Annotated in this window: 24 protein-coding genes; 16 read left to right on the forward strand and 8 right to left on the reverse strand. The window is 58.3% G+C overall.

Features of this window, described 5'->3' with window-relative positions; all coding sequences use genetic code 11:
• Positions 1-2 precede the first annotated feature (2 nt).
• The 10 genes from ACMG4M_RS07145 (at position 3) to pdxJ (ending at position 9,439) form a co-directional block, all read left to right on the forward strand.
• Positions 3-968 carry a MucB/RseB C-terminal domain-containing protein gene (locus tag ACMG4M_RS07145; protein WP_084573457.1) on the forward strand — a complete coding sequence of 322 codons (966 nt, stop codon included), beginning with the start codon at positions 3-5 and terminating at the stop codon, positions 966-968.
• Positions 968-1,444 carry a SoxR reducing system RseC family protein gene (locus ACMG4M_RS07150; RefSeq protein WP_035247553.1) on the forward strand — a complete coding sequence of 159 codons (477 nt, stop codon included), beginning with the start codon at positions 968-970 and terminating at the stop codon, positions 1,442-1,444. Before ACMG4M_RS07145 ends, ACMG4M_RS07150 begins: the two co-directional genes overlap by 1 nt.
• Before the next feature lie 12 nt (positions 1,445-1,456).
• A complete protein-coding gene (locus ACMG4M_RS07155) occupies positions 1,457-2,905 on the forward strand; it encodes a DegQ family serine endoprotease (RefSeq protein WP_414431032.1) in 1,449 nt (482 codons plus the stop codon).
• A 186-nt stretch (positions 2,906-3,091) separates the two neighbouring features.
• Complete coding sequence (gene lepA, locus ACMG4M_RS07160; RefSeq protein WP_414431033.1) at positions 3,092-4,891, forward strand: translation elongation factor 4; 1,800 nt, start codon at positions 3,092-3,094, stop codon at positions 4,889-4,891.
• Positions 4,891-5,682, forward strand: a complete 792-nt coding sequence (gene lepB / locus ACMG4M_RS07165; protein WP_035247549.1) for a signal peptidase I — start codon at positions 4,891-4,893, stop codon at positions 5,680-5,682. The genes lepA and lepB overlap by 1 nt, the downstream gene beginning before the upstream one ends.
• Before the next feature lie 2 nt (positions 5,683-5,684).
• A complete protein-coding gene (locus tag ACMG4M_RS07170; protein ID WP_272963132.1) occupies positions 5,685-6,065 on the forward strand; it encodes a DUF4845 domain-containing protein in 381 nt (126 codons plus the stop codon).
• The gene (rnc, locus tag ACMG4M_RS07175) at positions 6,062-6,748 is read left to right on the forward strand and encodes a ribonuclease III (protein WP_414431034.1); all 687 of its coding nucleotides are present in this window, start codon (positions 6,062-6,064) and stop codon (positions 6,746-6,748) included. Before ACMG4M_RS07170 ends, rnc begins: the two co-directional genes overlap by 4 nt.
• Complete coding sequence (era, locus tag ACMG4M_RS07180) at positions 6,741-7,649, forward strand: GTPase Era (protein ID WP_035247543.1); 909 nt, start codon at positions 6,741-6,743, stop codon at positions 7,647-7,649. The genes rnc and era overlap by 8 nt, the downstream gene beginning before the upstream one ends.
• Positions 7,650-7,806: 157 nt before the next feature.
• On the forward strand, positions 7,807-8,469 hold the full coding sequence (recO, locus tag ACMG4M_RS07185; RefSeq protein WP_272963130.1) for a DNA repair protein RecO: 663 nt from the start codon (positions 7,807-7,809) through the stop codon (positions 8,467-8,469).
• A 238-nt stretch (positions 8,470-8,707) separates the two neighbouring features.
• Positions 8,708-9,439, forward strand: a complete 732-nt coding sequence (gene pdxJ / locus ACMG4M_RS07190) for a pyridoxine 5'-phosphate synthase (RefSeq protein ID WP_414431035.1) — start codon at positions 8,708-8,710, stop codon at positions 9,437-9,439.
• A gap of 350 nt (positions 9,440-9,789) precedes the next feature.
• Here pdxJ and ACMG4M_RS07195 read toward each other — a convergent pair whose 3' ends face one another.
• The 3 genes from ACMG4M_RS07195 to ACMG4M_RS07205 are packed head-to-tail and all read right to left on the reverse strand — an operon-like array spanning position 9,790 to position 11,730.
• A complete protein-coding gene (locus ACMG4M_RS07195; RefSeq protein WP_414431036.1) occupies positions 9,790-10,590 on the reverse strand; it encodes a DUF4198 domain-containing protein in 801 nt (266 codons plus the stop codon).
• Positions 10,591-10,619: 29 nt separating this feature from the next.
• Entirely contained in the window at positions 10,620-11,108 is a 489-nt protein-coding gene (locus tag ACMG4M_RS07200) for a DUF2271 domain-containing protein (protein ID WP_272963128.1), read from the reverse strand.
• A gap of 13 nt (positions 11,109-11,121) precedes the next feature.
• Complete coding sequence (locus ACMG4M_RS07205; protein ID WP_232222057.1) at positions 11,122-11,730, reverse strand: PepSY-associated TM helix domain-containing protein; 609 nt, start codon at positions 11,728-11,730, stop codon at positions 11,122-11,124.
• Positions 11,731-11,886: 156 nt separating this feature from the next.
• Here ACMG4M_RS07205 and ACMG4M_RS07210 point away from each other — a divergent pair, with 156 nt between their 5' ends.
• The 3 genes from ACMG4M_RS07210 (at position 11,887) to ACMG4M_RS07220 (ending at position 16,062) form a co-directional block, all read left to right on the forward strand.
• Complete coding sequence (locus ACMG4M_RS07210; protein ID WP_272975428.1) at positions 11,887-12,597, forward strand: response regulator transcription factor; 711 nt, start codon at positions 11,887-11,889, stop codon at positions 12,595-12,597.
• The gene (locus tag ACMG4M_RS07215) at positions 12,597-13,937 is read left to right on the forward strand and encodes a sensor histidine kinase (protein ID WP_035247527.1); all 1,341 of its coding nucleotides are present in this window, start codon (positions 12,597-12,599) and stop codon (positions 13,935-13,937) included. The genes ACMG4M_RS07210 and ACMG4M_RS07215 overlap by 1 nt, the downstream gene beginning before the upstream one ends.
• A gap of 178 nt (positions 13,938-14,115) precedes the next feature.
• Positions 14,116-16,062 (forward strand): ligand-gated channel protein, encoded by a 1,947-nt coding sequence (locus tag ACMG4M_RS07220; protein WP_414431037.1) that lies wholly within the window; start codon positions 14,116-14,118, stop codon positions 16,060-16,062.
• Between the two features lie 58 nt (positions 16,063-16,120).
• On the opposite strand, the gene ACMG4M_RS07225 is transcribed toward ACMG4M_RS07220, so the two are convergent.
• Complete coding sequence (locus ACMG4M_RS07225) at positions 16,121-16,531, reverse strand: DUF4168 domain-containing protein (protein WP_035247522.1); 411 nt, start codon at positions 16,529-16,531, stop codon at positions 16,121-16,123.
• Between the two features lie 305 nt (positions 16,532-16,836).
• Between ACMG4M_RS07225 and ACMG4M_RS07230 the strand changes: the two genes are divergently transcribed.
• The 3 genes from ACMG4M_RS07230 to pbpC all read left to right on the forward strand — a co-directional run bounded on the left by ACMG4M_RS07230 (position 16,837) and on the right by pbpC (position 20,681).
• Complete coding sequence (locus ACMG4M_RS07230; protein ID WP_414431038.1) at positions 16,837-17,349, forward strand: outer membrane beta-barrel protein; 513 nt, start codon at positions 16,837-16,839, stop codon at positions 17,347-17,349.
• A 176-nt stretch (positions 17,350-17,525) separates the two neighbouring features.
• Positions 17,526-18,236, forward strand: coding sequence for a phosphoadenylyl-sulfate reductase (locus ACMG4M_RS07235; RefSeq protein ID WP_272963122.1), 711 nt, complete (start codon positions 17,526-17,528; stop codon positions 18,234-18,236).
• Positions 18,237-18,410: 174 nt separating this feature from the next.
• Positions 18,411-20,681 carry a penicillin-binding protein 1C gene (gene pbpC, locus ACMG4M_RS07240; RefSeq protein WP_414431122.1) on the forward strand — a complete coding sequence of 757 codons (2,271 nt, stop codon included), beginning with the start codon at positions 18,411-18,413 and terminating at the stop codon, positions 20,679-20,681.
• 409 nt (positions 20,682-21,090) lie between these two features.
• Here pbpC and ACMG4M_RS07245 read toward each other — a convergent pair whose 3' ends face one another.
• From ACMG4M_RS07245 to ACMG4M_RS07260, 4 genes are all read right to left on the reverse strand, one after another.
• On the reverse strand, positions 21,091-22,131 hold the full coding sequence (locus ACMG4M_RS07245; protein WP_035247513.1) for a 3-deoxy-7-phosphoheptulonate synthase: 1,041 nt from the start codon (positions 22,129-22,131) through the stop codon (positions 21,091-21,093).
• A 545-nt stretch (positions 22,132-22,676) separates the two neighbouring features.
• Positions 22,677-23,297: a hypothetical protein gene (locus tag ACMG4M_RS07250; protein ID WP_335627554.1), complete on the reverse strand. Its 621-nt coding sequence runs from the start codon at positions 23,295-23,297 to the stop codon at positions 22,677-22,679.
• Between the two features lie 60 nt (positions 23,298-23,357).
• The gene (locus ACMG4M_RS07255; protein WP_414431039.1) at positions 23,358-25,124 is read right to left on the reverse strand and encodes a DUF1302 domain-containing protein; all 1,767 of its coding nucleotides are present in this window, start codon (positions 25,122-25,124) and stop codon (positions 23,358-23,360) included.
• 527 nt (positions 25,125-25,651) lie between these two features.
• Entirely contained in the window at positions 25,652-26,857 is a 1,206-nt protein-coding gene (locus ACMG4M_RS07260) for an acetyl-CoA C-acyltransferase (RefSeq protein WP_414431040.1), read from the reverse strand.
• Positions 26,858-26,885 lie beyond the last annotated feature (28 nt).

Genomic DNA, 26,885 nt, shown 5'->3' on the forward strand with positions numbered 1-26,885 from the left:
GGATGATGCTGCGCGTACTCGCTCTTTCCCTGTCTCTTTGTACGCCCCTGGTGGCGCTGGCGGATGATTCGTCGGCGCACAACCAGCTCCAGGCCATGGCCGAGGCCAACCGTTCCCTGAATTACACCGGTCGCTTTCTTTACCAGTTCGGTGCTGAAATCAGCACCATGGAAGTCAGCCATGCGGTTATCGATGGTCGACAGTACCAGCGCCTGACCCATCTTGATGGGCGCCTGGTGGAAGTGATTCGCCGTGGCGATGAGGTGCTCTGTCTGCACCCGGATCGCAGTCTCACCCGTCTTAATAGTCAGCAAGCCGGCCCCTTGGCATTGGGTGATCGCCTGGCCAGTGATCTCCCGGAACAGTACAACATTCTGGTGGATGGCGATGGCCGGGTAGCGGGCCGCCATGCCACGCGCATGCGGGTGGCGCCGCTGGATACCCATCGTTACGGTTATCGTCTGTGGCTGGATCAGGAATCCCGCCTGCTGCTCAAATCCGAAATCGTGGATGGGAGTGGTGTCGCCCTGGAGCGGGTGGAATTTGTCACTCTCACCTTGTCGCCGCAGCTGGGCCTCGACCATTTCGCTGTGCCGGAAGCTCGCCATGAAAAGGCACTGGCCCCGGTGGCCGAGTCTCACCCTTCCATGAAACTGGCGGTTACCCCTGAGTGGTTACCGGCCGGTTTCCGGGCCATGAAGCAGGATTGGCGGCAGGCGGCAACGGATCGCGCGCCGGTGGCGGCCCGTGGTTTCAGTGATGGCCTGGCGGCCTTTACGGTGTTCGTGGAAGCCATTGGCGAGAACAGCGTGGAAGAGGGTGTCAGCCGGGTTGGACCCACGGTAGCGGTAAGCCGCCGCCTGGCCGCCCCCAGCGGTGTTTATCTGGTGACCCTGGTCGGTGAAGTGCCGCAGAGTACGGCGCTGCGCGTGATCGATGGCATCAGCGTCAGGGATAGTCAACCGTAATGCTGCTGGAGCAGGGCACAGTGGTAGCGGTGGAAGCCGAGGCCATCTGGGTTGAGACTGTGCGTGCCTCAACCTGCGGCGCCTGTAAGGCCAAGGCCGGATGCGGCCACCATCTTGTCAATCAACAGCAGAGCGGGCAGCGTGCCCACCTGCGTGTTCCTGTTTCTTCCCGTGAGATTCATCAGGTCGGCGATACGGTGCAACTGGCACTGCCGGAAGGCGCGCTCATGCGTGGCGCCCTGTGGGTCTATGGCCTACCGCTGGCTCTTCTGGTCGGCGGGGCTGTGCTGGGGACGTTGCTGCCGGTGACGGCATTTGATGCATCGGCCCTGTTTGGCATGGGCGGCCTGGTGTTGGGGTTTGTCATCAACCGTGTACTGAGCCGAAGCGCGAGCCATAATCGGGCTTATCAGCCGTATCTGGTGACATCCGGGGACGACGGTTGCCAGGCGGTTGTGGTGCAGCCTGCAAAATAAAAGGAGAGCCCAATGAGCGGATTTCAGCGAGTGGCGATACTGTGTCTGGTGATTTTCACGGGCCTGTTGGTGGCCTGTACCGAGCCGGATAGCAAGGCCTCCCGGGAGCGGGCGGAACCGCTGGTAACCGGTCTGCCGGATTTCACCCGCCTGGTGGAGAAAGAAGGCCCGGCGGTGGTGAATATCAGCACCATTACTCGTCAGAGTGAAGAATCTGTTCGCGATCAGCTTGATCAATTGCCGGAATTATTTCGTCGCTTTTTTGAACAGTTCGGCGGTGAAGACGGCGTGCCCTCCATGCCGCAGGAGCGAGAGGCCCGTTCACTGGGGTCCGGCTTCATCATTTCCGCGGATGGCTATGTACTGACCAATAACCATGTGGTGGCCGAGGCGGATGAAATCATTGTACGTCTGCAGGATCGCCGTGAGCTGAAGGCCGAGCTGATCGGCGCCGACGAACAGAGCGATCTGGCTCTGCTGAAGCTGGACGGTGAAGATCTGCCGGTGGTGAATATCGGCTCCTCCGACGATCTCAAGGTCGGCGAGTGGGTGCTGGCCATCGGTGCGCCTTTCGGCTTTGACAGCAGTGTCACCGCCGGGATTGTCAGCGCCAAGGGCCGCAGCCTGCCCAATGACAGCTATGTGCCCTTTATTCAGACCGATGTGGCCATCAACCCGGGCAACAGTGGCGGCCCGCTATTTAACCTGAGTGGTGAAGTGGTGGGCATCAATTCCCAGATCTTCAGTCGCTCCGGTGGCTATATGGGGGTCAGTTTTGCCATTCCCATTGATATGGCCATGGATGTGGTCAGCCAGATCAAGGAGTACGGCAAGGTTAGCCGTGGCTGGCTCGGGGTGCTGATTCAGGAAGTGGATCGTGATCTGGCGGAATCTTTCGGGCTGGATCAGCCGAAAGGGGCGCTGGTCTCCCAGGTGCTGGAAGACTCCCCCGCTGAGGCGGCCGGTATCCAGGCCGGTGACATTATTGTCTCGTTCAACGGCGAAACCATCTATCGCTCCTCCGAGCTGCCTCGCTGGGTTGGTCGGGTGAAACCGGAAACGGATGCCGACATGGTGGTCATTCGTGACGGTAAGGAAAAGAAACTGGAAGTGACTATCGGCCTGCTGCCGGACGACCCGGAGATGGCCCTGCGTGGTGCTGCCGGCCAGGCTGCGCCGGATGGCGCCAATGCCCTGGGGCTGAAAGTGCGCGCTGCCAGCGCCGCCGAACTGAGCCGCCTGGATCTGAAAGCCGGGGTGATCGTCGCCGAGGTGGGGGACGGCCCAGCCGCGAAGGCAGGCATTGCCAGTGGGGATATTCTGGTGACGCTGAACAATAAAGCGGTGAATGACCCGGAATCCTTCAGTGAGGTGGTGGCGGGCCTGCCCGAGAGCGGCACCGTTGCCGCTCTGATCAACCGGGGCGGCAACCCCCGTTTCCTGCCCATCAAGCTGCCCTGAGGCTGACTGTTGTTGGAGCTATGCTTGCATGGCGAATCGGGCCTCGGCCCCTTCCCATGCAAGTGCTCCTGATGCCCTGGTGGGCCCAGGATCACCAACCCCCGTGCAACCCCCTCCCGTTCAGGCTAGAATCGCGCCCCACTGCGTGCCGTTTTCCCGGCAACCCTCTTTTGTGCAACAGGCCCTATGACTGACATCAAGAATATTCGCAACTTCTCCATCATCGCCCACATCGACCATGGCAAATCCACCCTGGCGGACCGCTTCATCCAGGTCTGCGGGGGGCTGACCCAGCGCGAGCTGAAAGAGCAGGTGCTCGATTCCATGGAGCTGGAGCGTGAGCGGGGCATCACTATCAAGGCCCAGAGCGTGACGCTCTATTACAAGGCCCGGGATGGGGAAACCTACCAGCTGAATTTCATTGATACCCCGGGCCACGTGGATTTCTCCTATGAGGTATCCCGTTCTCTGTCTGCCTGTGAAGGGGCCTTGCTGGTGGTGGATGCGGCCCAGGGCGTAGAAGCCCAGTCGGTGGCCAACTGCTACACCGCCATCGAGCAGGACCTGGAAGTGCTGCCGGTGCTCAACAAGATTGACCTGCCTCAGGCAGAGCCGGATATGGTGATCAACGAGATCGAAGAGATCATCGGCCTGAATGCCCACGATGCTTGCCGGGTGTCCGCCAAGACCGGGGTTGGCGTGGATGACCTGCTGGAGCAGCTGGTGGAGCGCATTCCCGCCCCGGAAGGCGAGCGGGAAGGGAATATGCAGGCGCTGATCATTGATTCCTGGTTCGACAACTATCTGGGTGTGATTTCCCTGGTGCGTATGAAGCATGGCCGCCTGAAGAAGGGTGACAAGATTCTGGTGAAATCCACCGGCCAGACCCATGTGGTGGATCAGCTCGGCATCTTTACGCCAAAACGGACCGAGACCAAACACCTGGAAGCCGGGGAAGTGGGCTGGGTGAGCGGCAGCATCAAGGATATTCATGGCGCGCCGGTGGGCGATACCCTGACCCTTGCCAAGACCCCGGATGTGCCGGCGCTGCCGGGCTTCAAGAAAGTGAAGCCGCAGGTCTATGCGGGCATGTTCCCGGTCAGTGCCGATGATTACGAAGACTTTCGTGATGCGCTGGCCAAGCTGACCCTCAACGATGCCTCGCTGTTCTATGAACCGGAAACCTCCGATGCCCTGGGCTTCGGTTTCCGGGTGGGCTTTCTGGGCATGCTGCACATGGAGATCATCCAGGAGCGCCTGGAGCGCGAATACGACCTGGACCTGATCACCACCGCCCCCACGGTGGTCTATGAAATCATGCAGGTCGATGAAAGCGTGCTTTACGTGGATAACCCCTCAAAGCTGCCGGACGCCAACAAAATTGAGGAATTCCGTGAGCCCATCGCCCGCGTCAACATCCTGGTTCCCCAGGAGTTTGTGGGCAATGTGATTACCTTGTGCGTGGAGCGCCGGGGCTCACAGATCAACATGCAGTATCTGGGCAAACAGGTGGCGCTGACCTACGACATTCCCATGGCCGAAGTGGTGCTGGATTTCTTCGACCGCATCAAGTCCGTGAGTCGGGGTTTTGCCTCCATGGATTATGCCTTCGAGCGCTTTGAAGCCACCAAGCTGGTGCGGGTGGATGTACTGATCAACGGTGACAAGGTGGATGCTCTGGCAATGATCTGTCACCTGGACCAGTCCGCCTATCGTGGCCGGGCTCTGTGCGAAAAGATGAAGGAACTGGTGCCGAGGCAGATGTTCGATGTGGCTATTCAGGCGGCCATCGGCAACAAGGTCATCGCCCGCCAGACAGTCAAGGCGTTGCGCAAGAACGTGACCGCGAAGTGCTACGGCGGTGACGTATCGCGTAAGAAAAAGCTGCTGCAGAAACAGAAAGAAGGTAAGAAGCGCATGAAGCAGGTGGGGAATGTGGAAATCCCCCAGGAAGCGTTCCTTGCAGTACTCAAGGTGGATGATTGATGGATATCGATATTGGTTTCTGGCTTTCCCTGGCGCTGCTGTTCACTGTTTCGGTCTGGGTGATCGACAAGATCTTTAAGCTCAAGCAGAAAGGCGGGCGTGTGGAAGGGGCGGTAGAAACCTCTAATTCCCTGATTTCCGTTTTCTTCGTTGTGCTGGTAATTCGCTCCTTCATCATTGAGCCATTTACCATCCCGTCCGGCTCCATGCTGCCGACCCTACAGGTGAACGACTTCATTCTGGTGAACAAATTCGCTTACGGCCTGCGCCTGCCGGTGACCAACACCAAGATTGTCGAGACCGGCGAGCCCCAGCGTGGCGATGTTCTGGTATTCAAATTTCCGGAAAATCGCAGCCAGAACTTCATCAAACGAGTGGTTGGGCTGCCTGGTGATAGCGTGCAGGTCAAAGATAACGTGGTCACGGTCAATGGCGAGCCGGTGACGCGTGAGTTGGCACGGGAGTGGGAAGGCTCCGGCGCCTGGCGGCGCGAGTATGTAGAGCAGCTCGGTGATAGCCGTCACCTGATATGGCAGGAAGGCAAGATTAACCCCTTCACCGGCCGCAAAGTGCCACAGAGCCGGACTCAAGGTGAATGGCAAGTCCCGGAAGGTGCCTACTTTGTGATGGGCGACAACCGGGATAACAGTAACGACAGCCGATTCTGGGGTATAGTCCCGGAAGAGCTGGTAGTGGGGGAGGCTTTCCTGATCTGGATGCACTGGAAGCCGATCTTCTCGATACCCAGTTTTTCTCGTAATGGCGCCATAGACAAGGTGGAGGCGAACTAACAATGATGACAATGCCATCACAACAACGCGGGATTTCAATGATTGGCTGGGCAGTGATTCTGCTTGTTGCCGTTGTATTGGGTACGGCAGCTCTGCGGATGGTGCCCGCCTACATGGAACACAACACAATATCTTCATCAATCAAGTCCCTGATGCAGGATAGCAAGACCGCGTTAATGTCACCCAATGAAGTGCGCGAAGCCCTGAGAAAACGGTTTAAAATCAACCAAGTTAATGTGATCAGCGCCAACGATCTTGCAATCAGCAAGGATAGCGGGATCCTTAAAATCAGTACTGATTACGAGGTTCGCGAACCTATGTTCTACAACGTCAGTATCGTGATGACCTTTCAGGACGAGTTCAGCAAAGACGTTCGCCAGTGAATAATGATCTCGACAGGTTGATGGCCCGGCTGGGCTATCGTTTCAATGATATTGAATTGCTGGCACTGGCACTGACCCATCGCAGTGTCAGCCGCCACCGTAACTACGAACGCCTGGAATTTCTCGGTGACGCCCAGCTCGGGCAGATCATTTCCATTGCCTTGTTTGAGCGCTTCCCGGATGCAGCAGAAGGGCAACTCACCCGGATGCGGGCGTCCCTGGTGCGGGGCCAGACCCTGGCCTTGGTGGCGCGGGAGCTGGGCCTGGGAGATTATCTGGTACTGGGCGGTGGCGAACTGAAAAGTGGTGGTTTTCGCCGCGATTCCATTCTTGCTGATTCTCTGGAAGCGATAATCGGTGCCATCCTGCTGGACGGTGGCGAGTCACCTTGCCGAGAAGTGGTGTTGAACTGGTTCGATGAACGGCTGCAGATCATCACCCCGCAGAGTGCCCAGAAAGACGCTAAAACCCGCCTGCAGGAATGGCTGCAGGCCCGCAAATTCGAATTGCCCACCTACCAGGTCACTCAGGTGGAGGGTCTCGCTCCCACGCAGACCTTTGAAGTGACCTGTGAACTGGAGCAGATGCAACAAACCTTCAAGGCCCAGGGAGCCAGTCGCCGCAAGGCCGAACAGCAGGTCGCGGCCACTGTCCTGAGCTGGCTGGAGCAGCAGTATGACTGACGTAACACCGACCCGTTGCGGGATGATCTCCATCGTTGGGCGGCCCAACGTGGGTAAATCTACCCTGATGAATCACCTGATCGGGCAGAAGGTCAGCATTACCTCGCGCAAGCCGCAAACCACCCGTCACCGTATTCACGGTATCCATACCCGTGACAACTATCAGATTATCTTTGCCGATACTCCTGGCATTCATACCGGTCAGGAGCGAGCGCTGAATCGAGCCATGAACGAAGCTGCAGTCTCCACTCTCAGCGGTGTGGATGTGGTGTGCATGATGGTGGATGGTCTCAAGTGGACGCCGGGCGATGAGTACGTGCTGTCGCTGTTGCCCGCACATCCGGAAATGCCGGTGCTGCTGATCATCAACAAGGTGGACAGCCTGGATGACAAGGCCCAGTTGCTACCACACATTGAAGCGCTTACCGAGCGTTATCCCTTTGATGCGGTGATACCGGTGTCGGCGCTCAAGGAACAGAACCTGATGGAGCTGGAAAAGGCGCTGGTCGAGCGCTTGCCGGAAGGGGAGTTCTGGTACGACGAAGATCAGCTCACCGACCGCAGCCTGCGCTTCATGGCGGCAGAAATTATTCGTGAAAAAGTGGTGCGCCAGCTGGGCCAGGAACTGCCCCATCAGGTGAGCGTGGAAGTGGAGATGTGGGAAGATGGTCCCCGTGTCACCGAAGTTTCTGCGGCGATCCTGGTGGAGCGTCGTGGCCAGAAAAAGATTCTCATCGGTGATGGTGGTGACCGCATCAAACAGATCGGCACTCAGGCACGGGAAGACATTGAACGCCTGATTGATCGCAAGGTGATGCTGAATCTGTGGGTGAAGATCAAGGCGGGCTGGTCCGACGACGCGCGGGCGTTGCGCTCGCTTGGCTATGACGAACGGAATTGAGCGACGAGCTTATAGCTACGAGCTGCTAGAAAAACATTGTGTTTGGCTTTATGCGAAGCACCATCCTGAAAGCTAGAAGCTAGAAGCTAGAAGCTAGAAGCTAGAAGCTAGAAGCTAGAAGCTAGAAGCTAGAAGCTAGAAGCTAGGAGCTTTTCCCGTGAACCCCACCCTGCAACCGGCCTGGCTGTTACACCGCCGGCCCTTCCGCAACACCAGCCTGATCGTGGAGCTGTTTGTGCCCGCGCTGGGCCGTGTGGGGGCGGTGGTGCGAGGCGGTCGCAAGGATCCGTTGTTGGCACCCTTTACTCCCCTGTGGATCGAACTGAAAAGCGCCGGCGAACTTTACAGCTTTCGTGGCTGCGAACCTCGTGGCCCGCGCCTGGCCCTGCAAGGCAAGCCTCTGTACTGCGGCTTTTATCTGAACGAACTCCTGACCCGTCTGTTGCATCGGGACGACCCACACCCGGAGCTTTGGCCGCTTTACGAACAGGCGCTCAATGCGCTGGCGGAAGGGCAATGGCTGGATGTGGCCCTGCGGCAGTTCGAGTTGGGACTGGTGGAGGAAATGGGCTACGGCATCGCACTGGGGTACGATATTCACGGCGAGGCATTGCGCCCAGACGGATACTACCTGCTGGATCCTCAGCAGGGCCTGTTGCCCGCCCAGGAGGGTTATCACGGCAACGACTTACTGGCCATCGTCAACGGCGACTGGCAACCGTCAGCCCGTAAAACCGCCCTCCACCTGTGCCGGGCGTTATTGGCCCCGCACCTGGGGGACAAACCTCTGAAAAGCCGTGAGCTGTTTCGTGAGAAATGAATAATGAGCTACAAGCCACAACGCAAACCAGGCTGAAGCTATTCTGTGGCCCCTTTGTCACGGTTTATGATGCATTTTTCCAGCCGTTTTTTCTAAGGTGTATGGTTTTGTAGGAGCCCATGCTTGCACGGCGAACAGATTTTGGTAGCGCGGAGCACAGACAGTTTCGATTGGCACAAAACTGACTCGCGTTGTAGCTTGAAGCTTGTAACTTGCAGCTGATTTTTTGAGGAATTCCATGTCCAGAGTATTGCTCGGCGTTAACATCGATCACATCGCCACCCTGCGCCAGGCCCGTGGCACCCGTTATCCGGAGCCGGTGCAGGCTGCGCTGGTAGCGGAGCAGGCGGGGGCGGATGGAATTACTGTGCATCTGCGCGAAGACCGCCGCCACATCAATGACCGCGACGTGGAGCTGCTGGCGCAGACCCTGCAGACTCGCATGAACCTGGAAATGGCTGCCACCGAGGAAATGGTCGCCATTGCCTGTCGCATCAAGCCGCCCCATTGCTGCCTGGTGCCGGAAAAGCGCGAAGAGCTGACCACAGAAGGTGGGTTGGACGTGGTGGGTAACCAGGCGTGGATTGCCCAGTGCTGCCAGCGCCTGGGGCAGGCGGGCATTGATGTGTCCCTGTTTATCGATGCGGACCCGGCGCAAATCCGTGCCGCCCGGGAATGTGGTGCGCCCACCATCGAAATTCATACCGGCCATTACGCCGATGCGGCGGACCCGGCCAGCGAGCAGCAGGAACTGGCGAAAATCCGAGATGGTGTTGCCTATGCGCTGGAGCAAGGCCTGGTGGTGAACGCCGGCCATGGTCTGCATTACCACAACACTCTGCCCATCGCCGCTATTCCCGGCATCAACGAACTGAACATTGGCCACAGCATCATCGCCCGGGCCGTGATGTCCGGGCTGGATGACGCGGTGCGCACAATGCGGGATCTGCTTGACGGGGTTAACCGCTAGCTAGGAGCGTTGGATCGGAAAACGTCGGAAAGCTGCAGGACTTCGTCATCTTCACAAAGCTGCTGTAGGAGCGTCGCTGGCGGCGCGATTAGCGCTCTACGGTGGCTAATTAACGGAATCTCTCGAGCTCTGGGATCCCTGATCGTCCTGCGGACGATTTCCTTGTTGCGCAAGGTTCGCGGCCCAAGCTCCGTATTCGCTACGCTCACCCTTCGGGGCGACCTACGGTCGTTACTCCGCTACGCTACGTTCCTGCAGCGGCTTCGTAGAAGCATTAGGGATAATATCGCGGACAGGGTACGGGCCGTCAGGCTCGGCCCCTACCGCGTTGTAGCTTGCAGCGCTTCTCTTCACATCGGCAACACTTCCACCGTCCCCAGATACTGCAGCCGTCGCTGATCGGCTCTCTTGTTGCTGACCTTGTCATCAGAGCTGGCGGCTTCCAGGTAGTAGCGGCCGGCCTGGGGCCAGGTGATGGACAGCATACCCTTGTCGTCGCTGGTTACGATCCAGTTGTCCTGGCTGTCGCGGTAGCGGGTACCACCGGGGACCAGTTCCATTTCCACATCAGAGGCTGGTTCGCCGTCCACCAGCAGGCGCCACTGTGCGGTTTCACCGGCGTACAGGTCGTTAGGGTGAGTGAGCATTTCCAGTTCCATGCCCTTGCCGGTGGGCCGGATGGCCGTCGGGGCGCCCAGGGTAACTACGGTTTCCAGGCGGTTATGGACTTCGCTCAGTGTTACGTCGCTGGCATTGTCCGGCAGTTGGGCAAGCAGCTTGTCCGCATCCATGCCGCGGGCGCGTTTACGTTCACCGTCCACCTGGTACATCAGCAAATAACCGGGCCTGGCCACCGCGATACGGTAGCTACCGGGTTTGTTCAGTTTCACATCGAAGACACTGCGACGATGTCCTTCGAGCCGGTTCTCCACGGTGGCGGCCTTGCCATCGGGTCCGGTTACTTCCAGGTTGTCCAGCGGGTAGGCGCGTTCCACGCCAAAGATTTCGTTGGAAATGCTGGCATCCACGGTGACCCATTGCGGTTCGGAGACACTGGTGTGGCTGGGTAGCAGCCAGAGTTTGTGAGCCTTGGCCGGCAGAGCCATTGCCAGTAGCGATAGCATGCCGATGCGTTTTAGCGTGATGTTCATGGCGCTTATCCTTTTCAGTTTATTGGGCTTCAGGGTCTTACGCTGAGCGTGACGGTGCCCAGCTCACTGGTACCGTTAACCTGTTGTTGCTGGTGGTTGCTGGCCGGCCACTGGAAAGGCAGGCGTACTACTTCCCGGCCGCCCACTTCACGGGAGGCCTCGACTACCAATTGGTACTCACCCGCGGGCAGTTTCTGCAGGCTTTGCAACTCGCTGAAATCCATTTGGTGCTTGCCGGGGCTGCGGGTGGCGCCGGTGAGGCCGTCATAGGGCTTTTGCTGGCCCCGGCCGGTGCGACGCCACCACTGGCGGATATCCTTGAGCCACTTTTCCTGATCGTCGTACCACAGACCCAGAGGCACGATGGTGCTGCGGTCGGCGTTTTCCACCCAGAAGGCCACGTAGGGGGCGTGGTATTCCGCCACCCGCAGCCGGGGGACTTCTACCTCTACCTGGAAGGTGTCGGCGCTGGCGTAACTGGCCAGCAGGGAAAACAGTGCGAGAGGAAGTAAACGCATAGGGCTGTCCTTGTTAATGCATGAAAACCACGATCAGCAGCCAGGGCAGCACCAGCCCGGCCAGGGTGACCGGCCAGGTGGCCGGGCGTCGTTTGGCATGAAGCATCATCAGCCCCAGACCAGTGAGCGAGAACAGCAGGCTGGCCACGGCAAAGATGTCGATAAACCAGGACCAGGCGATGCCGGTATGACGACCTTTGTGCAGGTCGTTGAAAAACGCGATCCAGCCCCGGTCGGTCTGCTCGGCCAGCACCGAGCCATCATCAAGATCAATGGCCAGCCAGGCGTCTCCGCCGGGCCGTGGCAAGGCCAGATAGACTTCCCCGGCCGACCATTCGGCGGTCTTGTCACCGGTGCGGATCTGCATCTCCTGGTCCAGCCAGTCGCGCACCGGAACGGGTAGGGGGCCCTCCTGGTGAAGACTCAGTGCTTCCAGTAGAGGGGCGGGCAGGGAGGCTTCCTGTTCCCGGATAGTCGGGTCGGCGCTGATGGCACTGGCGTGGTTAAGCGTGATCCCGGTGATGCTGAACAGCAGCAGACTGATCAGGCAAAGGGCCGAGGTAATCCAGTGCCACTGGTGGAGCTGTTTCAACCAGAAGGCTTTGCGTTTCTTGTTCACCACGGAAAGGGCTCGGCATATTTCGGTGGCAGGGATGGTAGTGAGAATGGTTATTTTTAAACAGCCGTAAGGGTGTAAAGAATGTAAGGGGTGCTGGTGGAAGTGAATTAAGTTCAAATAATTCTGGATTTGTTAAATGATAATTTCTATCATTCGCGAATGAATGCTGTTGCCCAAATTCCCTCCCGTTTGCTGGTCATCGAAGATGATGCTGTGCTCAGTGCGCATCTCCATGATTTCCTGTCCGAGCGCCGATACCAGGTCACCCTCTGTGCGGATGGCACCCTGGGGCTGGCGGCGGCGTCCTCCGGCGACTTTGATCTGGTATTGCTGGATATTCTGTTACCCGGGCTGAATGGCCTGGAGTTGCTGGGCCAGCTTCGCCACAGGAGCCCGGTGCCGGTGATCGTGGTGTCTGCTCTTGGCGATGAGCAGGCAAGGATTCAGGGGCTGATCGGCGGGGCGGATGACTATCTGCCCAAGCCGTTCAGCATGGCGGAATTGGCGGTGCGGGTAGAGGCGGTGCTGCGCCGGGTCAGCATGGAGCGACACCGGACGGTGTCGTCGAATTCGGTAGGTGGATTGGTTCTGGAAGAGCCGTCCGAGACTGCCTGTTATCGCCAGCGTGACCTGGGGCTGACCACCACGGAATTTCGTTTGCTGCAGGTGCTGCTGGAGCACCATGACCAGGTATTGAGCAAACCCTTCCTTTACCAGACGGTGTTGTACCGGGGCTGTGGTCGCCACGATCGCAGCCTGGACCTGCATGTGAGCCATCTGCGTCGCAAGTTGCGGGATGCCGGCGCGCCGGAATCCTCTGTTCGCACCGTTTGGGGCCAGGGATATACCCTGATCACCGAGCACCTGTGATGCTGGGGCGACATTCTCTGTTGTGGCGGCTGGCGTTGCTGCTGATGGTGACGGCGGTGTGCACCGTGACGCTCAGCGACTGGCTCAACCGTACTCTCAGCAGCCGTGCCCTGTTGCTCAGCGACGAGGCAAAAAGCGCCCTGCGCGGTTATGCCGCCGATGCAGAGCAGGCCTGGTTGGAGAACGGTGCAGCGGGGGTAGAGCACTGGATTGCTGCCATGGGTGATCGCGAACCCGGTAACATCATGGTAGTCAGCCAGGATGATCAGTCACTCAGTGGTATTCCCCTGACGGAATCAGAACGGGCCGGCCTGCGGTTTCAACGGGGTCTGGAATGGCGGATGAGTTTTCGCTATCGCTCCATGCCCTATATCGGTGTCCCTTTCCCCAAAAGCCCGGAGCAAGGCAGTCTGGTGATGCAACTCCCGCCCCGTTACATGCCCGGCCAGGACTGGCCACTCTGGAAGTCTTTGTTGATGGTGGGGCTACCAGCGTTGGTGGCACTGATACTGGGGCTGCTGCTGTTCTGGCGTGTGCGTGTGCCGCTGCGGGAATTGCAGCATCAGGTGCTGCAGTTCAAGGATGATCCGCAGGCCCGGGTTCAGCCCTCGCTGAGCCACCGTCGTGACGAATTCGGCGATGTGGCTCGCAGTGTCAATCACATGGCCGAGCAGGTGTCGGCTATGCTGGCCACCCAGCGGCAGCTTCTCAACGATATGTCCCATGAGCTACGCACGCCACTCAGTCGTCTGGCGGTGGCGCTGGAGAGTGATCTGGATGAGGCGGGGCTACGGCAGCGGGTGGCGCGTGAGCTGGTGCAGATGCGTACCCTGGTCAACGATACGCTTACCCTGGGTTGGCAGGATACGGAATCCGGTGACGGTGGGCAGGAGCCGATCTCGTTACTGGCCCTCTGGGATGTGGTGAGCGACAACGCCGCCTTCGAAAGTGGCTGGCTCCAGTCACGCTTTCCCTGTGATCTTCCTGCCGATGCGCAGGTCCGCGGTAATCTCAATGCGCTGGCCCAGGTACTGGAAAATCTGGTGCGCAATGCGGTGCGTTATTCTCCGGCGGAGGGGCGGATTTCCCTGTCAGGAACCCGGGAGGGGGACTGGTGGCACCTGTGGGTCACTGATCAGGGGCCAGGTGTGCCTGCGAATCGTCTGGAAGACATCTTTGCACCTTTCGTCCGTCTAGACAGTGCCCGTGCCGGCAACAGTGGTTTCGGGCTGGGGTTGAGCATTGCCTTTCGCTCCGTGCAGTGGCTTGGCGGCCAACTGTGGGCAGAAAACGCCGACCCTGGGCTGCGGGTCCATCTGCGATTGCCGGCGGCTGTATAGTTTGTAAATCTCCTTTATATGCAAACAAGAATCAATACCATCACCCGTGAATAATGTTCATTAATTCCTTAGGCGGCTTTATGCCGCGTTTGCGGGGGGATCAGCGCCTGGTTGCCAGAAATGGCGCCGGGGCTCTGGTCATGTTGTCGATGTTATTGAGGAGATAAGGAAGATGGGAATGCGTTTGGGGAACCTGGGGCTGGTTTTGCTGGTGACCAGCGGTATCGCCTGGGCAGAGCAGGACAGCCACGAGCTTGGCCAGATTTCGGTGACTGCGGGGGGCTACGCCCAGCAGGTGGAAGATGCTCCGGCTTCCATTAGCGTAATCAACCGGGAGCAGATCGAGCAGCGCTATTACAAGGATGCTACCGATGCCTTGCGGGATATTCCCGGCGTCGTTGTGACCGGTGGCGGTTCCGGTGATCGCGGCACGGATATTGTCATGCGTGGTATGCCTTCGTCGTACACCCTTATCCTCGTCGACGGCAAACGCGTCTCCACCCGCGAAACCCGCCCCAACGGCAGCGCCGGTTTCGAGCAGGACTGGTTGCCGCCCTTGCAAAGCATTGAGCGGATCGAAGTGGTGCGCGGGCCCATGTCCACTCTGTACGGTTCCGATGCTCTTGGTGGGGTCGTTAACATCATCACCCGCAAGGTGGCCGATGAATGGGGTGGTTCAGTGCAGCTGGACACCATCATTCAGGATGATTCCCGATCCGGGGATATCAAGCAGGGTAATTTCAGTCTCAACGGCCCCCTCAAGGAAGAGCTGGTGGGGTTACAGCTTTACGGTCGCTTCCAGGACCGGGAAGAGGATCTGTTTGAAAACGGCTTTGAAGAAAAATCCCTGAAGAACCTGACTGCCAAGGTGTCGGTGACGCCCAGCAAGGATCATGACCTTGTGCTGGAGGCCAGCCAGGTGGACCAGCGTCGTCGTTCGCTGGTCGGTTACAGCGCCCCGGCCACCTATTGTCGTGGTGGCTGTACAGATTCCGATAATCGCAGCAGCCGCGAAGCCTTCTCGCTGAGCCATACCGGGCGCTGGGCGATAGGAACCTCTGATACCTATGTGCAACGGGAAAGGGCGGAAAACGAAAACCGCGAGATGGTGATCACCAACACCACGGCGAAATCGTCATTGGTCATGCCGCTGGGTAATCACAGGGTCACCATGGGCGCGGACTTTATTGAGGAAGCGCTCTCCGACAAGACCTCCAACCGGATTTCCGAACGAACCCGTATCGATACCGCAAAATACGCGCTGTTCGCAGAAGACGAATGGATGCTAACTGATACTTTCTCTCTCACAGCCGGGGCACGGCTGGATGACGATGACAACTTTGGTAGTCACTTCAGTCCGCGACTTTATGGTGTGTGGGGCTTCAGCCCTCGCTGGACCCTGAAAGGGGGTGTGTCCACCGGTTTTCGTTCTCCGTCATTGCGGGAAATCACCCCGGACTGGGGGCAGGTGAGTCGTGGTGGCAATATCTACGGTAATCCGGATCTGGAACCGGAAACGTCAGTAAACAAGGAGTTGGGGCTGTACTTCAATGCCGGGCGTAGCCTGATGGCGAACGTCACCGTTTTCCATAATGATTTTGAAGACAAGATTACCCGCATTGCCTGCCCGATTGCTATTTGCACCGACGGTGCCAATCAGTTCGGCTCCGATCCCACCTATCGGGTCAACGTGGACGAAGCGGTAACCCGGGGGGTAGAAGCAGCCCTGTCGACCACGCTGTATCGAGTGCTGACACTGAACCTCAGCTATACCTATACGGATTCCGAGCAGAAATCCGGGGAGTACAAGGGAGAACCGCTGAACCAGTTGCCGGAACATCTGGCCAGTCTGCAGGCCAACTGGCAGGCCACGGACATCGTGTCGCCCTGGGCAACGGTGCGCTATCGCGGAGAGGAAAGCCAGCCGACTACCGGGCCTTCCAGCAGTGCCATCATCGCGCCGTCCAATATGCTGGTGGATGCGGGGCTGGGGTTCCGGTTGTCACCACAGGCGAAACTGAACACTGGCATTTATAACCTCACCGACAAGACAATTTTGCTGGATGAGTATGGCTATGTGGAAGATGGCCGGCGTTACTGGCTGGGCGTAACCATGAACTTCTGATGGTTTGTGCAAAAAAAACGCCGGCATCAGCCGGCGTTTTTTGTCTTCAGGCCTACGATTACAATTTTGCCTGAAGGCTGGCGCGGAAGTCCGCATCATACTGCGCCAGACGGACGATCTGGTTGTATTTTTCCAGTTCCAGGCCGTTGTCTTGCACGGCTTCCACCATTTTCTGCTGGGCTTCCTGCTGAACCTCCATGGCTTTCTTGGGCTTGTCCTGGTTGGCTTGCAGCTTCTGGGAATACTTTTTCTGAATCCCTGCCATGTCTTTCTGGGTGGCAACAAATGCATCCAGATCCGAATCGGAAAAGTCGGAAGCATCCGGCAGGTTCTGCTGCTGAGGCATGTTCTGGGTCTGCGGAGCGCCTTGTTGCGGGGCACCGGTGGTGCCAGGCTGCTGTGCGATGGCGGTGGCGGTCAGAGCGCTGGTAAACAGCAGTGCGGCCATGGCGGTTATTGGCTTTTTCATAGATCAGTCTCCTTTGCGTATTCATGCCCCCCTGCATGAATGTCAGAGGGCAGTTTTGTGCCATGGCGTATCGGGTCATCGCGCATGGCACCTGACAGGTCCGACAAACCTGTGAGTATCCGTTCCTTGCCTTTTGTTAAGTTGTGTAAATATGTGTGGCGATCGTCATTCATCGCGTATCACCGGTAATCGATAGTCAAAGATCCTGCTGTCCTCGGCACTTTCCTTTTTACGCTATGACCGTTTCAATAGGTGGGTGGATTTCGTCCACGATGGGACTGATAAGAAAAACCAAGGAGAGCTGAATGTTGAAAAGAACCGGAATTGTTCGCGGAACGCTCGTAGCATGGATGTTGTTGGCCGGCACGGCGGCACAGGCTGAGTTTTACACTGGTGCCCAGGTCAATATGCTGAACATAGATCGTGGCTCGGTCAGCAATGTGACTCTCACCGGTCTGACACTGCGTGGTGGCATGGTACTGCACGAGCTGATTAGCGCCGAGGTTCATGCCGGTAAGGCATTCGGTGATGATTCCTACCGCGGCGTGGAGGTGGAGAATGACTTTCACTACGGCGTGTATGCCCGGCTGACGCCACCGCTAGCAGGCCCTGTCCGTCCGTATCTGATCGGGGGTTACAGCTATGTTGAGAATGACTTCAATGGCGAAACCCTGCGTGACGACGGTGCCTCCTACGGTGGTGGCTTCGACCTGGGGATGGAAGAGCACATCAGCATGAGTCTGGAGTATTTGCGTCTGGTGGATAATGACTTCGGTACTCAGGAACTGATTGGGCTGGGACTTAACTACAAGTTCTGAGAGAGGAAATGCCGGGTTGCACCGGGGAGACGGCGAGTAGTCCGGGCTCTCGGTGCGATCACAGGCTGTCTTTTATATTCTTTAAGATTATAAAAGTATCACCATATATTCCTTTATCTTCTTCGCTAACTCCCTATCATGGCACTCGCAATTCCTGTTTTGAGGTGCTGTAGATCATGGGTAGTGCACAGCTTATTACACGTTTCGGAGATAACACGGCCGGCTTGTCCAAAGAAGCCTTGTCAGACCTGAATCGTGTCTATGGTCCGTTGAGTTTTGAAGAGCGTATCGCGCGCGTATTTGAGGATTTTTACCCCGAGCGCATTATGATTACCTCTTCCTTTGCGGCTACCTCTGCGTATTTCCTGCATATTATCTCCAGCATCCGTCCCGAGCAGCCGGTGCATTTCATCGATACCGGTTACCACTTTGAGGAAACACTCAAGTACAAGGACTACCTGGTGGAGCGCTTTGGCCTGACGGTCATTGATGTGACCCCGGACCCGGACCATCATCAGGTGTCTTTGGAAAACCGCATGTGGGAATCCGATCCGGACCTGTGCTGCCAGGTGAACAAGGTGAATCCCCTGGATGAGGCCAAGGAAAACTACGACCTGTGGATTTCCAGCCTGATGGGCTGGCAGACCGAGCACCGCGCCGGGCTGCAGGTATTCGAAGAGCGTGGCGGGATGATCAAGTTCAATCCCATGATCGACGTGACCAAGGAACAGCGCGATAGCTATATCGAAGAACACGATCTGCCGTTCCATCCGCTGGTGGCGGAAGGCTATAACTCTATCGGCTGCAGCCACTGTACCTTCAAGGGCGAAGGCCGCGAAGGTCGTTGGAAAGGCCAGCAGAAGACCGAGTGCGGCCTTCACCTTTAAGTTATTCCGGAACCACGCTAAACGGGCGCTTAATGCGCCCGTTTTTTTGTTCGGTCGACCCTTTCCTTATTGTTGAGTAGGCTTTCGGTATCTCCCTCTGCCTGCCAGCCCATGAAGCGACAATACCGAAAAAGACGATTTCTTCTGACAGGCCTGTTGCTTGCTTTGCTACTGATGCTGGCGGCCCTGCAATGGTGGCCGCTGCCTGAGCGGCTGGATAACACGCCCTACGCCACCTTGATGCTGGATCGCCACGGCCGCATGCTGGATGCCCGGATTGCCGAGGATCAGCAGTGGCGTTTCGTGCCGGTGGCACAGCTGCCGGACAAATACGAACAGGCACTGCTGTTGTTCGAAGACAAGCGCTTTTACCGGCACCCGGGCATTGATCCGCTGGCCATCGCCCGGGCCATGCGCCTGAACCTGGAGGCGGGAAGGGTGGTCAGTGGCGGTTCTACGCTGACCATGCAGCTGGCTCGGCTGCTGCGTGACGACCCGCCGCGGACTCTCACCGAAAAAGCCCGTGAGGCGCTACTGGCATTGCAGCTGGAGTGGCACTTCAGCAAGCCGGAGATCCTTGTCCATTACGCCAGCTGGGCTCCTTTCGGTGGCAACATAGTCGGCTTGCGTGCCGCATCCTGGCGTTATTTTGGCCGCGAACCCGGAGCCTTGAGCTGGGCGGAGGCGGCCCTGCTGGCAGTGCTACCCAATTCGCCTTCGCTGATCCATCCGGGTCGTAATCGCGAACGTCTGCTGGCCAAGCGCAATGCCTTGCTGCAGCACCTCCACCGTCAGGGTTCCATGGCAGATGCAGACCTGCGGCTGGCGTTAATGGAGCCTTTACCTGCCGCGCCCAGGCCTCTGCCGGGGCTGGCCCCTCACTTGCTGAACACTCTCTCGAAGACTTCCACGGGACGGCTACTGACCACAACGCTGGATGCGGACCTTCAACGGCGGGTCAGGGAATTGGCCCGGCAGCACGGTCGGCGGTTGGCCCGCGATGGGGTCCATAACGTGGCGGTGGTGGTCATTGATCATCAGCAACGACAAACCCGCGCCTATGTGGGCAACGTCTCCCATGGCGACCCTGCGGAATACGGGGCAGCGGTGGATATCGCCAGCGCTCCCCGTTCCACCGGCAGCGTCCTCAAACCCTTGCTGTACGGGTTGATGCTGGATGACGGGCGTTTGCTGCCCGGCACCCTGGTGCCGGATCTGCCCACCAACTATGGCGGTTTCAGCCCGGAAAACTTTGATCACGGCTATCGGGGGGCAGTGCCTGCGCACCAGGCCCTGAGCCAGTCACTGAACATTCCCGCGGTACGTATGTTGAAGGACTACGGGCTGGGGCGATTTCATAGCGAACTACAGCGCCTGGGCATGACCACCCTGTTTCGTAGCGCAGAAGACTACGGGCTCACCCTGATCCTCGGTGGGGCAGAAGGGCGGCTGGATGAACTCACCGCAATTTATGCGCAGATGATGGCCAGCGCCAATGGACTGGCCCCTGAATCAGTGCGGACACTAACAGGGGCGCAACCCGGGGCGGTGCCGGGAGTGGCAATCAGCCCGGGCGCCGCCTGGCTTACCTTGCAGGCCTTACGGGAGGTCGCCAGACCAGGCACGGCACAACAGTGGCGACTGTTCACCTCCAGTCAGCCGATAGCCTGGAAAACCGGCACCAGCTACGGCCTGCGCGATGCCTGGGCCATCGGCAGTAATGGGCAATACACGGTGGGTGTGTGGGCGGGCAACGGCAACGGCGAGCCGGCCCCGTCCCTCGGCGGGGCAGTGACGGCTGCACCACTGATGCTGGATGTGTTCAGCCTGCTGGGCACTGCGCCATGGCCGCAGCCGCCATTGGGCGAACTGAAAACCGTGCAGGTCTGTGCCGATGATGGCTACCTGGCTGGGGGGCGGTGCGAGACCGTGGACCAGTGGGCTCCGAGACAGAGCCATTTTCAGACCGTCACACCACACCATATCCGCGTGCACCTGGATGCCAACGGCCAACGGGTGCACAGTCAGTGTGAATCAGTGAGTCAGATGCAGCATCGGGACTGGTTCGTACTGCCACCGGCCCAGGCCTGGTTCTATCGCCGTCATCATCCCGGCTATCGGCCTTTGCCGGCCTGGCGGGCCGACTGTGTGGCTGGCGCCCGTGCCATGCAAAGCGAACCGCCCATGGCGCTGGTTTACCCCCATGCCGGCACCGCTATCTACATCCCCGTGGAGCTGAATGGTCGCTTGGGCCGCGCCGTTTTCCGCGCGGTCCATCAGCGCAGCCAGGCAGAGCTGTTCTGGCATCTGGACGATCGTTTTCTCGGCAAGACCCGTCACTTCCATGAACAGGCCATCATCGCTGAACCCGGCTGGCATACGCTGACGCTGGTGGATGATCAGGGGTTTCGATTACGTCATCGATTCAAGGTGCTGGGGAAGTGAGCGCTTTTAATTACAGGACAGTGGGTGGGTATACGGAAAGTTTTATTTGATTTCGGTAGCTCGGGGGCTGGTATGAGTATTCGGTATGTGGAGTCCACAAAAAGTCGTGCAAGAGCGTAAAGCGTCGCATTTACGGTATCGGGGTTTATAGGGGCAAGCAGCGGTTTGACTGCTGGTCTCAAAAGCCTCTTATCATTTGTTTGACTGATTTTTCAGATAAACAATAAATGCCACCACGGCAATGCCGCAGAGGAACAGCACGAAAGCGGTAATCAGTTGTTCCAGAGTCATGATGAAGGTCTCCTGTCTGTTATGTAGACATTATCACGGCACCGCCGCCTTTACTGAATAAGCGCCGGTGTCGTGATTCGGATCAATCTTTCTGCCAGGTTCGTTTCCGTGGGCCGCTCTAGTCGATACCACAGAGTAACTGTTCCGTCCTGTCCCAACCCAGGCAACCATCGGTGATGGAGAGGCCGTACTGCAGGGGTTTCTGCAGGGGCTGTTTGCCGTCCTGAAGATGGCTTTCCAGCATGACACCGGCGATATGTTTTTCACCCTTGCGCCGCTGTTCAAGCAGATCGTTCAGCACCTCCGGTTGCTTGAGTGGATCTTTGCCACTGTTGGCGTGGCTGCAGTCCACGATCAGTCGCGGGTTGCGGCCTTTAGCCTGCAGGGCGTCGACGGCAGTGCGAATGCTGTCGGCATCGTAGTTGGGGCCTTGATGCCCGCCGCGCAGTACCAGGTGGGTATCCGGGTTGCCCGCTGTCTGTAGCAGGGCGCTGTGGCCGTTGTCATCGATGCCAAGATGCGTGTGGGGATGCTCGGCGGCGCCCATGGCGTCACTCGCTACATCAATGCTGCCATCGGTGCCGTTCTTGAAGCCCACGGGCATGGACAGGCCGCTGACCATTTCCCGGTGGATCTGGGATTCGGTGGTGCGTGCGCCGATGGCTGCCCAGCTGAGCAGGTCGCCCAGGTAGTCGGCGGCCATGGGGTGCAACAGTTCGGTGGCCAGGGGCAGTCCCAGCCGTGCCAGGTCCAGCAACAGGTGGCGGGATACGTTCAGCCCGGTGGCGATATCGTTGCTGCCGTCCAGGTGTGGGTCGTAGAGCATGCCTTTCCACCCCACGGTGGTGCGTGGCTTTTCCACGTAGGCGCGCATTACCAGGAAGACCTTGTCGTCCAGCTGACGGGACAGTTCGCTCAGACGATGGCCGTATTCCAGCGCTGCTTTCGGGTCGTGAAGCGAGCAGGGGCCAGTAATAACAAGCAGGCGGTCATCGGTGCCATTGAGAATATCGCGTACGGTTTGGCGATGTGCCTGAATCTGTGCTGCCAGCCGGACGTCCACCGGCAGGCGATCACGCAGCACGGTGGGGGAGGGCAGCGGCAAGCTGCGGCGCGGACTGGTGTCGGCGGGGGTAGTGGTGCTCTGTGTCTGTTGCATGGTCGTTCCTTACTGTTCTGTGCGCATTACCGTCGCGCGTGATTCGATCGTAGTGTTCGCTGGAGCGGGCTTTGCCATTGGCTAAATCGCGATTCTTTGTGGTGCTGGCTATATCGATACATGGTGTTTGTCTTCTGTGGTGCGGTGTTTCGGTATTTATCGGGCAATAAAAAACCCCGGGCGGGATACCGACCGGGGTTTTCATGATTCGGCAGGCGTCCCGTAGCGGGCGCGCCTGGGTAACGGTCAGGCGCGCGAGCGGCTAAACCAATACCCATAATAGAAGGCAGCGGGCACAACCGTGCCGACCGGGTTGCGGTCTGCATTGATGCCGTGATTGTGCAGGGCTGCGTTCATGGTGAAATCTCTTTGAATTCAGTTCTCAAGCCTAGCGATGGCGCCCGTCAGAAGCAAGAGGGCGAGCCTCTCTCCTTGATAGGTGGTCAATATGCCGGGTCGGCATGACAGGATCGTGACAGGACAAGGCAAAAAAATGCCCACCGAAGTGGGCAAGGAAGGTGGAGACAATCAAGGAGAAAACAGGATCAGAAGATATCGGCCTTGCCGATGGCGTTGGTGATGACCTGGGCGAAGTGGCCTGCGCCCTTTTCCAGGCCCTTGAAGCCGCCGGTGTTGAAGCTGACGGTGTTGCCTTGCCAGATAATCGCTTGCTGGTCTACATCCCAGAGGTCCAGCCGAACCACATAGATGTCCTCATTCACGAAAAAGTCGTCGCTGAACACCTGAGGGCGCATGGTCATGGTGCCGGCGACCGGTACGGCCGTCCCCGGGTCACCTTTGACTTCAAGGGTTTCGGTGCGCTGCTCTTCCAGGTGGATCGCAAGGGCGCTGTCGAAGCCATTTTCCTTCATGCGTTGCGCCAAATAGTCACGGCTTTTACCTTCAATCCCTTTGTCACCAAAAACCGTGTGGGCGGCGGTGGCCTGGATACCCTGTTCGGCAAACTTGGCGACAATGGCGTTTTCCAGGTGGGCACGCAGTTCATGCTCTACCAGAACCCCCACCACCAGTGACTGGTAGGGACCTTGGGGTTCTTTTTCTACGCCGGTCTGGGTGTTGACCATACGGGTGTCGTGGTAGCCGGTGGCACAGGCCGCGAGTAGTGCAGCGAACAGGGCCACCATGGCAAATTTCACTTTTCTCATCGTTCCATCCTCATTCTGTTTGGCAGGCCACTGGGGGCAGCCTGCGGTGTCCTTGCCTTCTCAGAAGTTGTAGGTGGTGCTCAGGGACAGATAATCCCGGTCGTTGACCACGCTGTACTTGGCATCGTTATAAGTGGTGTAGGACAGGTCGGCGCTGAGTTTCTTGTAGCTCATGCCCACGCCCAGACCCAGGCTGCGTTCGTCTTCTTGCAGTGCGTCATCGCTGGAGTAGCCTTCCACGCCATGTTTCATGGTCAGCGACGGGGTCAGCGCTACCGGGCCAATGACGTTGGCATAGGTGGATTTGAGCGTCAGTTGGTAACCCCAGCTGAAGTCAGTTACATAGCCGTCCTCACCCAGCTCGCCAACGCCGAAGTTGGTGTGGCGGCGGAAGCGCATGTCTTCCTGATCCGGCAGGTCGGAGATGAATTCCGAGCCTATCTGAGTTGAGACGATGGTTTTCTGTGCCCCCAGCAATTTGGGGATGACCGTGGTAAAGGTCACTTCGGCACGCTGAATATCGAACTCCTGGAAGCCGGTGACTTCGTTGCCGGAGCCGTAGACGTAGTCAATGGTGTCCTGGGGAACGGTGGCAAACCCTTGTGCGGCCGCTGCCGGCACGCCATTGGCTTCCAGCACCCGTGCGGTTGTCAGATCCGGGGTGTTGATCTGGACTGGCATATCCGGGAGGTAGCTCAGGTTCATGGCCAGATTGCCGACACCCTCAAAGGTTTTGTCGGCGGTCAGGCCGATCACCTGAATATCTTCCGGGTATTCATAGAAGTAGGCGATGTCGTTGCCAGCGGTAATCCCCTGCGCCAGCGGGCTGTCTTCCTTGGTCACCGAGTAGATCGGCAGACGCATATGATAGTTCAGGAAGTAGGCGCCCACCTTGGCCTTGGATTTCGGGAAGGTATAGTCGAATTTCAGCCCGTATTGGCCGCCATCATCCGGCTCTTTTTCGTCCCGGCGTGGAATGTAGACGCCATTTTCATAGGCGGTCTTGTTGGGAATGATCACTGAGCTGGAGAAGGTGGCGTTACAGCCGACGGCGGTGTTGTCGAGGGTGGAAAAGAAGGTGCCACAGCCATCCAGGTTCGCGGCCCGCCACTCATACTGGTAGAAGGACTTCATGGAGAGCCGGTCGGTAAACTTGTAGTCGGCGGTCACCATGCCTGCGGGCTTGAGGAACTCGGTGTACTCGGCACCAGGACGATGAAGGGCGGCCAGGTCGATGGCGTTCAGCGAACTGAGGGAGCCACGGGAATACAGGCTGCGCCCCCACAGCAAAGTCTGACGACCCGCTTTCAGTTTCAGAGGCTGTTCGTTGACCTGGAAGGTGCCGTGGACAAAGACATCCTGAAAGGTGGCTCCCTGGAATTTGGAGTTGCGATCAAAGCCGTCATCGCTGAGCGGTTCACCGCCGACAAATTCATTGGGGAAGTTGCCGTGAGGGACATCCTTCTCTTTCTGCACATAGTCGTACCAGCCCTTGGCACGCACAAACAGGCCATAATTCTTGTACTGCAGGTTGACGTCGCCCACTGCCTTGGCAACGGCAGACACCACTTCGCCACCATCATAGTTCAGGTTGCCGTCGTCGGAGACGGCGGAACCGGAGGTGCCGCCGGGGGTATCACCGGCAAACAGGTTTTCCTTGCGGGCAGACTCCATACGGGAAATAGCGCCCACGGAGGCTTTCAGGTTCCATTTGACGCTGACGTCTTCATTGAACTGTTTTTCGCCAGCCATGGCCGGGGCTGCGGCTGTCAGCAGGCCCAGAGCCAGGGCACTGCTGCAGCCGACAGCGATCGCTTTGCTTCGCATTATTTTGCTCTCCCACTACCCAGTGATGAGCCGGGTAGAAATTCCGTTTGTTGTTGTGAACGTTGTTGTAGCGCACTTGTTGTCACGCCCGGTCCCATCGGGCGTTAAAATCCTGATCCTCGCCTTTCATTTTTTGGACAATGATTTCAAAAAGCGATGATTCGGATTAAATTCATACATACCAGCGGGTATGTGGTCAAGACGGACCAAGGTCGAAGTTGAGGGCGAATGGGGAGAGAAAAGCCTGTTGCTGGAATAAGGGCAGTATTTTTTATGGAGTTTTCGTGATTTAAAACCGAGAAAAAGAAACGATACTGAAGGTGGTGTTTACTATTCGCGGGAATTCGTTACCCAGGGTAACAAATAAAAGGTGGTTTCATTTTAGTGGCATTTGTGAGCTTTGACACATTTTCTAAAGAATTCCATAGCAGAAAACCACAGCAAGACTTTGCCTGGCAATGGCCCCTGATCGTGAAGATAAAAAAGGGCGCCGCGTGGCGCCCTGAAGGGGAAGTCAGAGACAGAAATCAGAATACTTCGAACAGGCCAGCAGCACCCATGCCGCCGCCAATGCACATGGTGACTACGACATACTTCACACCCCGGCGCTTGCCTTCGATCAGGGCGTGGCCGGTCATGCGGGCACCGGACATGCCGTAGGGGTGCCCGATGGAAATGGCGCCGCCGTTCACGTTGTATTTCTCCGGGGCGATGCCCAGGCGGTCGCGGCTGTACAGGCACTGGCTGGCAAAGGCTTCGTTGAGCTCCCAGATGCCGATATCGTCCACGGTCAGGCCAAAGCGCTTGAGCAACTTGGGTACCGCGAACACCGGGCCGATGCCCATTTCGTTCGGGTCGCAGCCGGCTACGGCCATGCCGCGGTAGGCGCCCAGCGGTTGCAGGCCCAGTCGTTCGGCCTCTGCAGCTTCCATCAGTACGCAGGCGCTGGCGCCGTCGGATAGCTGGGACGCGTTACCGGCGGTGATGAAGCGGCCTTCCTGAACCTCCTGTCCGCCCTTGAAGACCGGTTGCAGGGATTGCAGGCCTTCCAGGGTGGTTTGTGGGCGATTACCTTCGTCTTTGCCCAGAGTGACTTCCTGATCGGAAACCTCTTTGGTTTCCTTGTTCATCACTTTCATGACAGTGGTCATGGGGGCGATTTCGTCATCGAATTTGCCGGCTTCCTGGGCAGTGGCGGTGCGCATCTGGGACTGGTAGGCGTATTCGTCCTGAGCATCGCGAGATACGTTGTAGCGGTCAGCGACGATTTCGGCGGTTTCCAGCATGGACATGTAGATGTCCGGGCGATGCTGTTTCAGCCACGGATCGGCGGCGCGGAAAGTGTTCATCTTGTCGTTCTGGACCAGGGAAATGGACTCCAGGCCGCCGGCCACGGCCACGTCCATGTTATCGACAATGATTTCCTTGGCGGCAGTGGCAATGGCCATCAGGCCGGAGGCGCACTGACGGTCCATGGTCATGCCGGACACGCTGGTGGGCAGGCCGGCACGCAGGGCGCACTGGCGGGCCACGTTGCCGCTGGTGCTACCCTGCTGCAGGGCGGCGCCCATGATCACGTCCTGAATAGTCTCCGGGTCGATGCCGGCGCGCTCCACGGCGTGTTTGATGGCATGGCCACCCAGCGCCTGGGCCTGGGTGTCGTTGAAGGCGCCCCGGTAGGCTTTGCCAATGGGGGTACGGGCGGTGGATACGATTACGGCTTCTCTGGTCATTGTTCTCTCCTGGTCCAGATAAGGGCTG

This window comes from Alcanivorax sp. IL3 (assembly GCF_047495465.1).
GTDB classification, from domain to species: domain Bacteria; phylum Pseudomonadota; class Gammaproteobacteria; order Pseudomonadales; family Alcanivoracaceae; genus Alcanivorax; species Alcanivorax jadensis.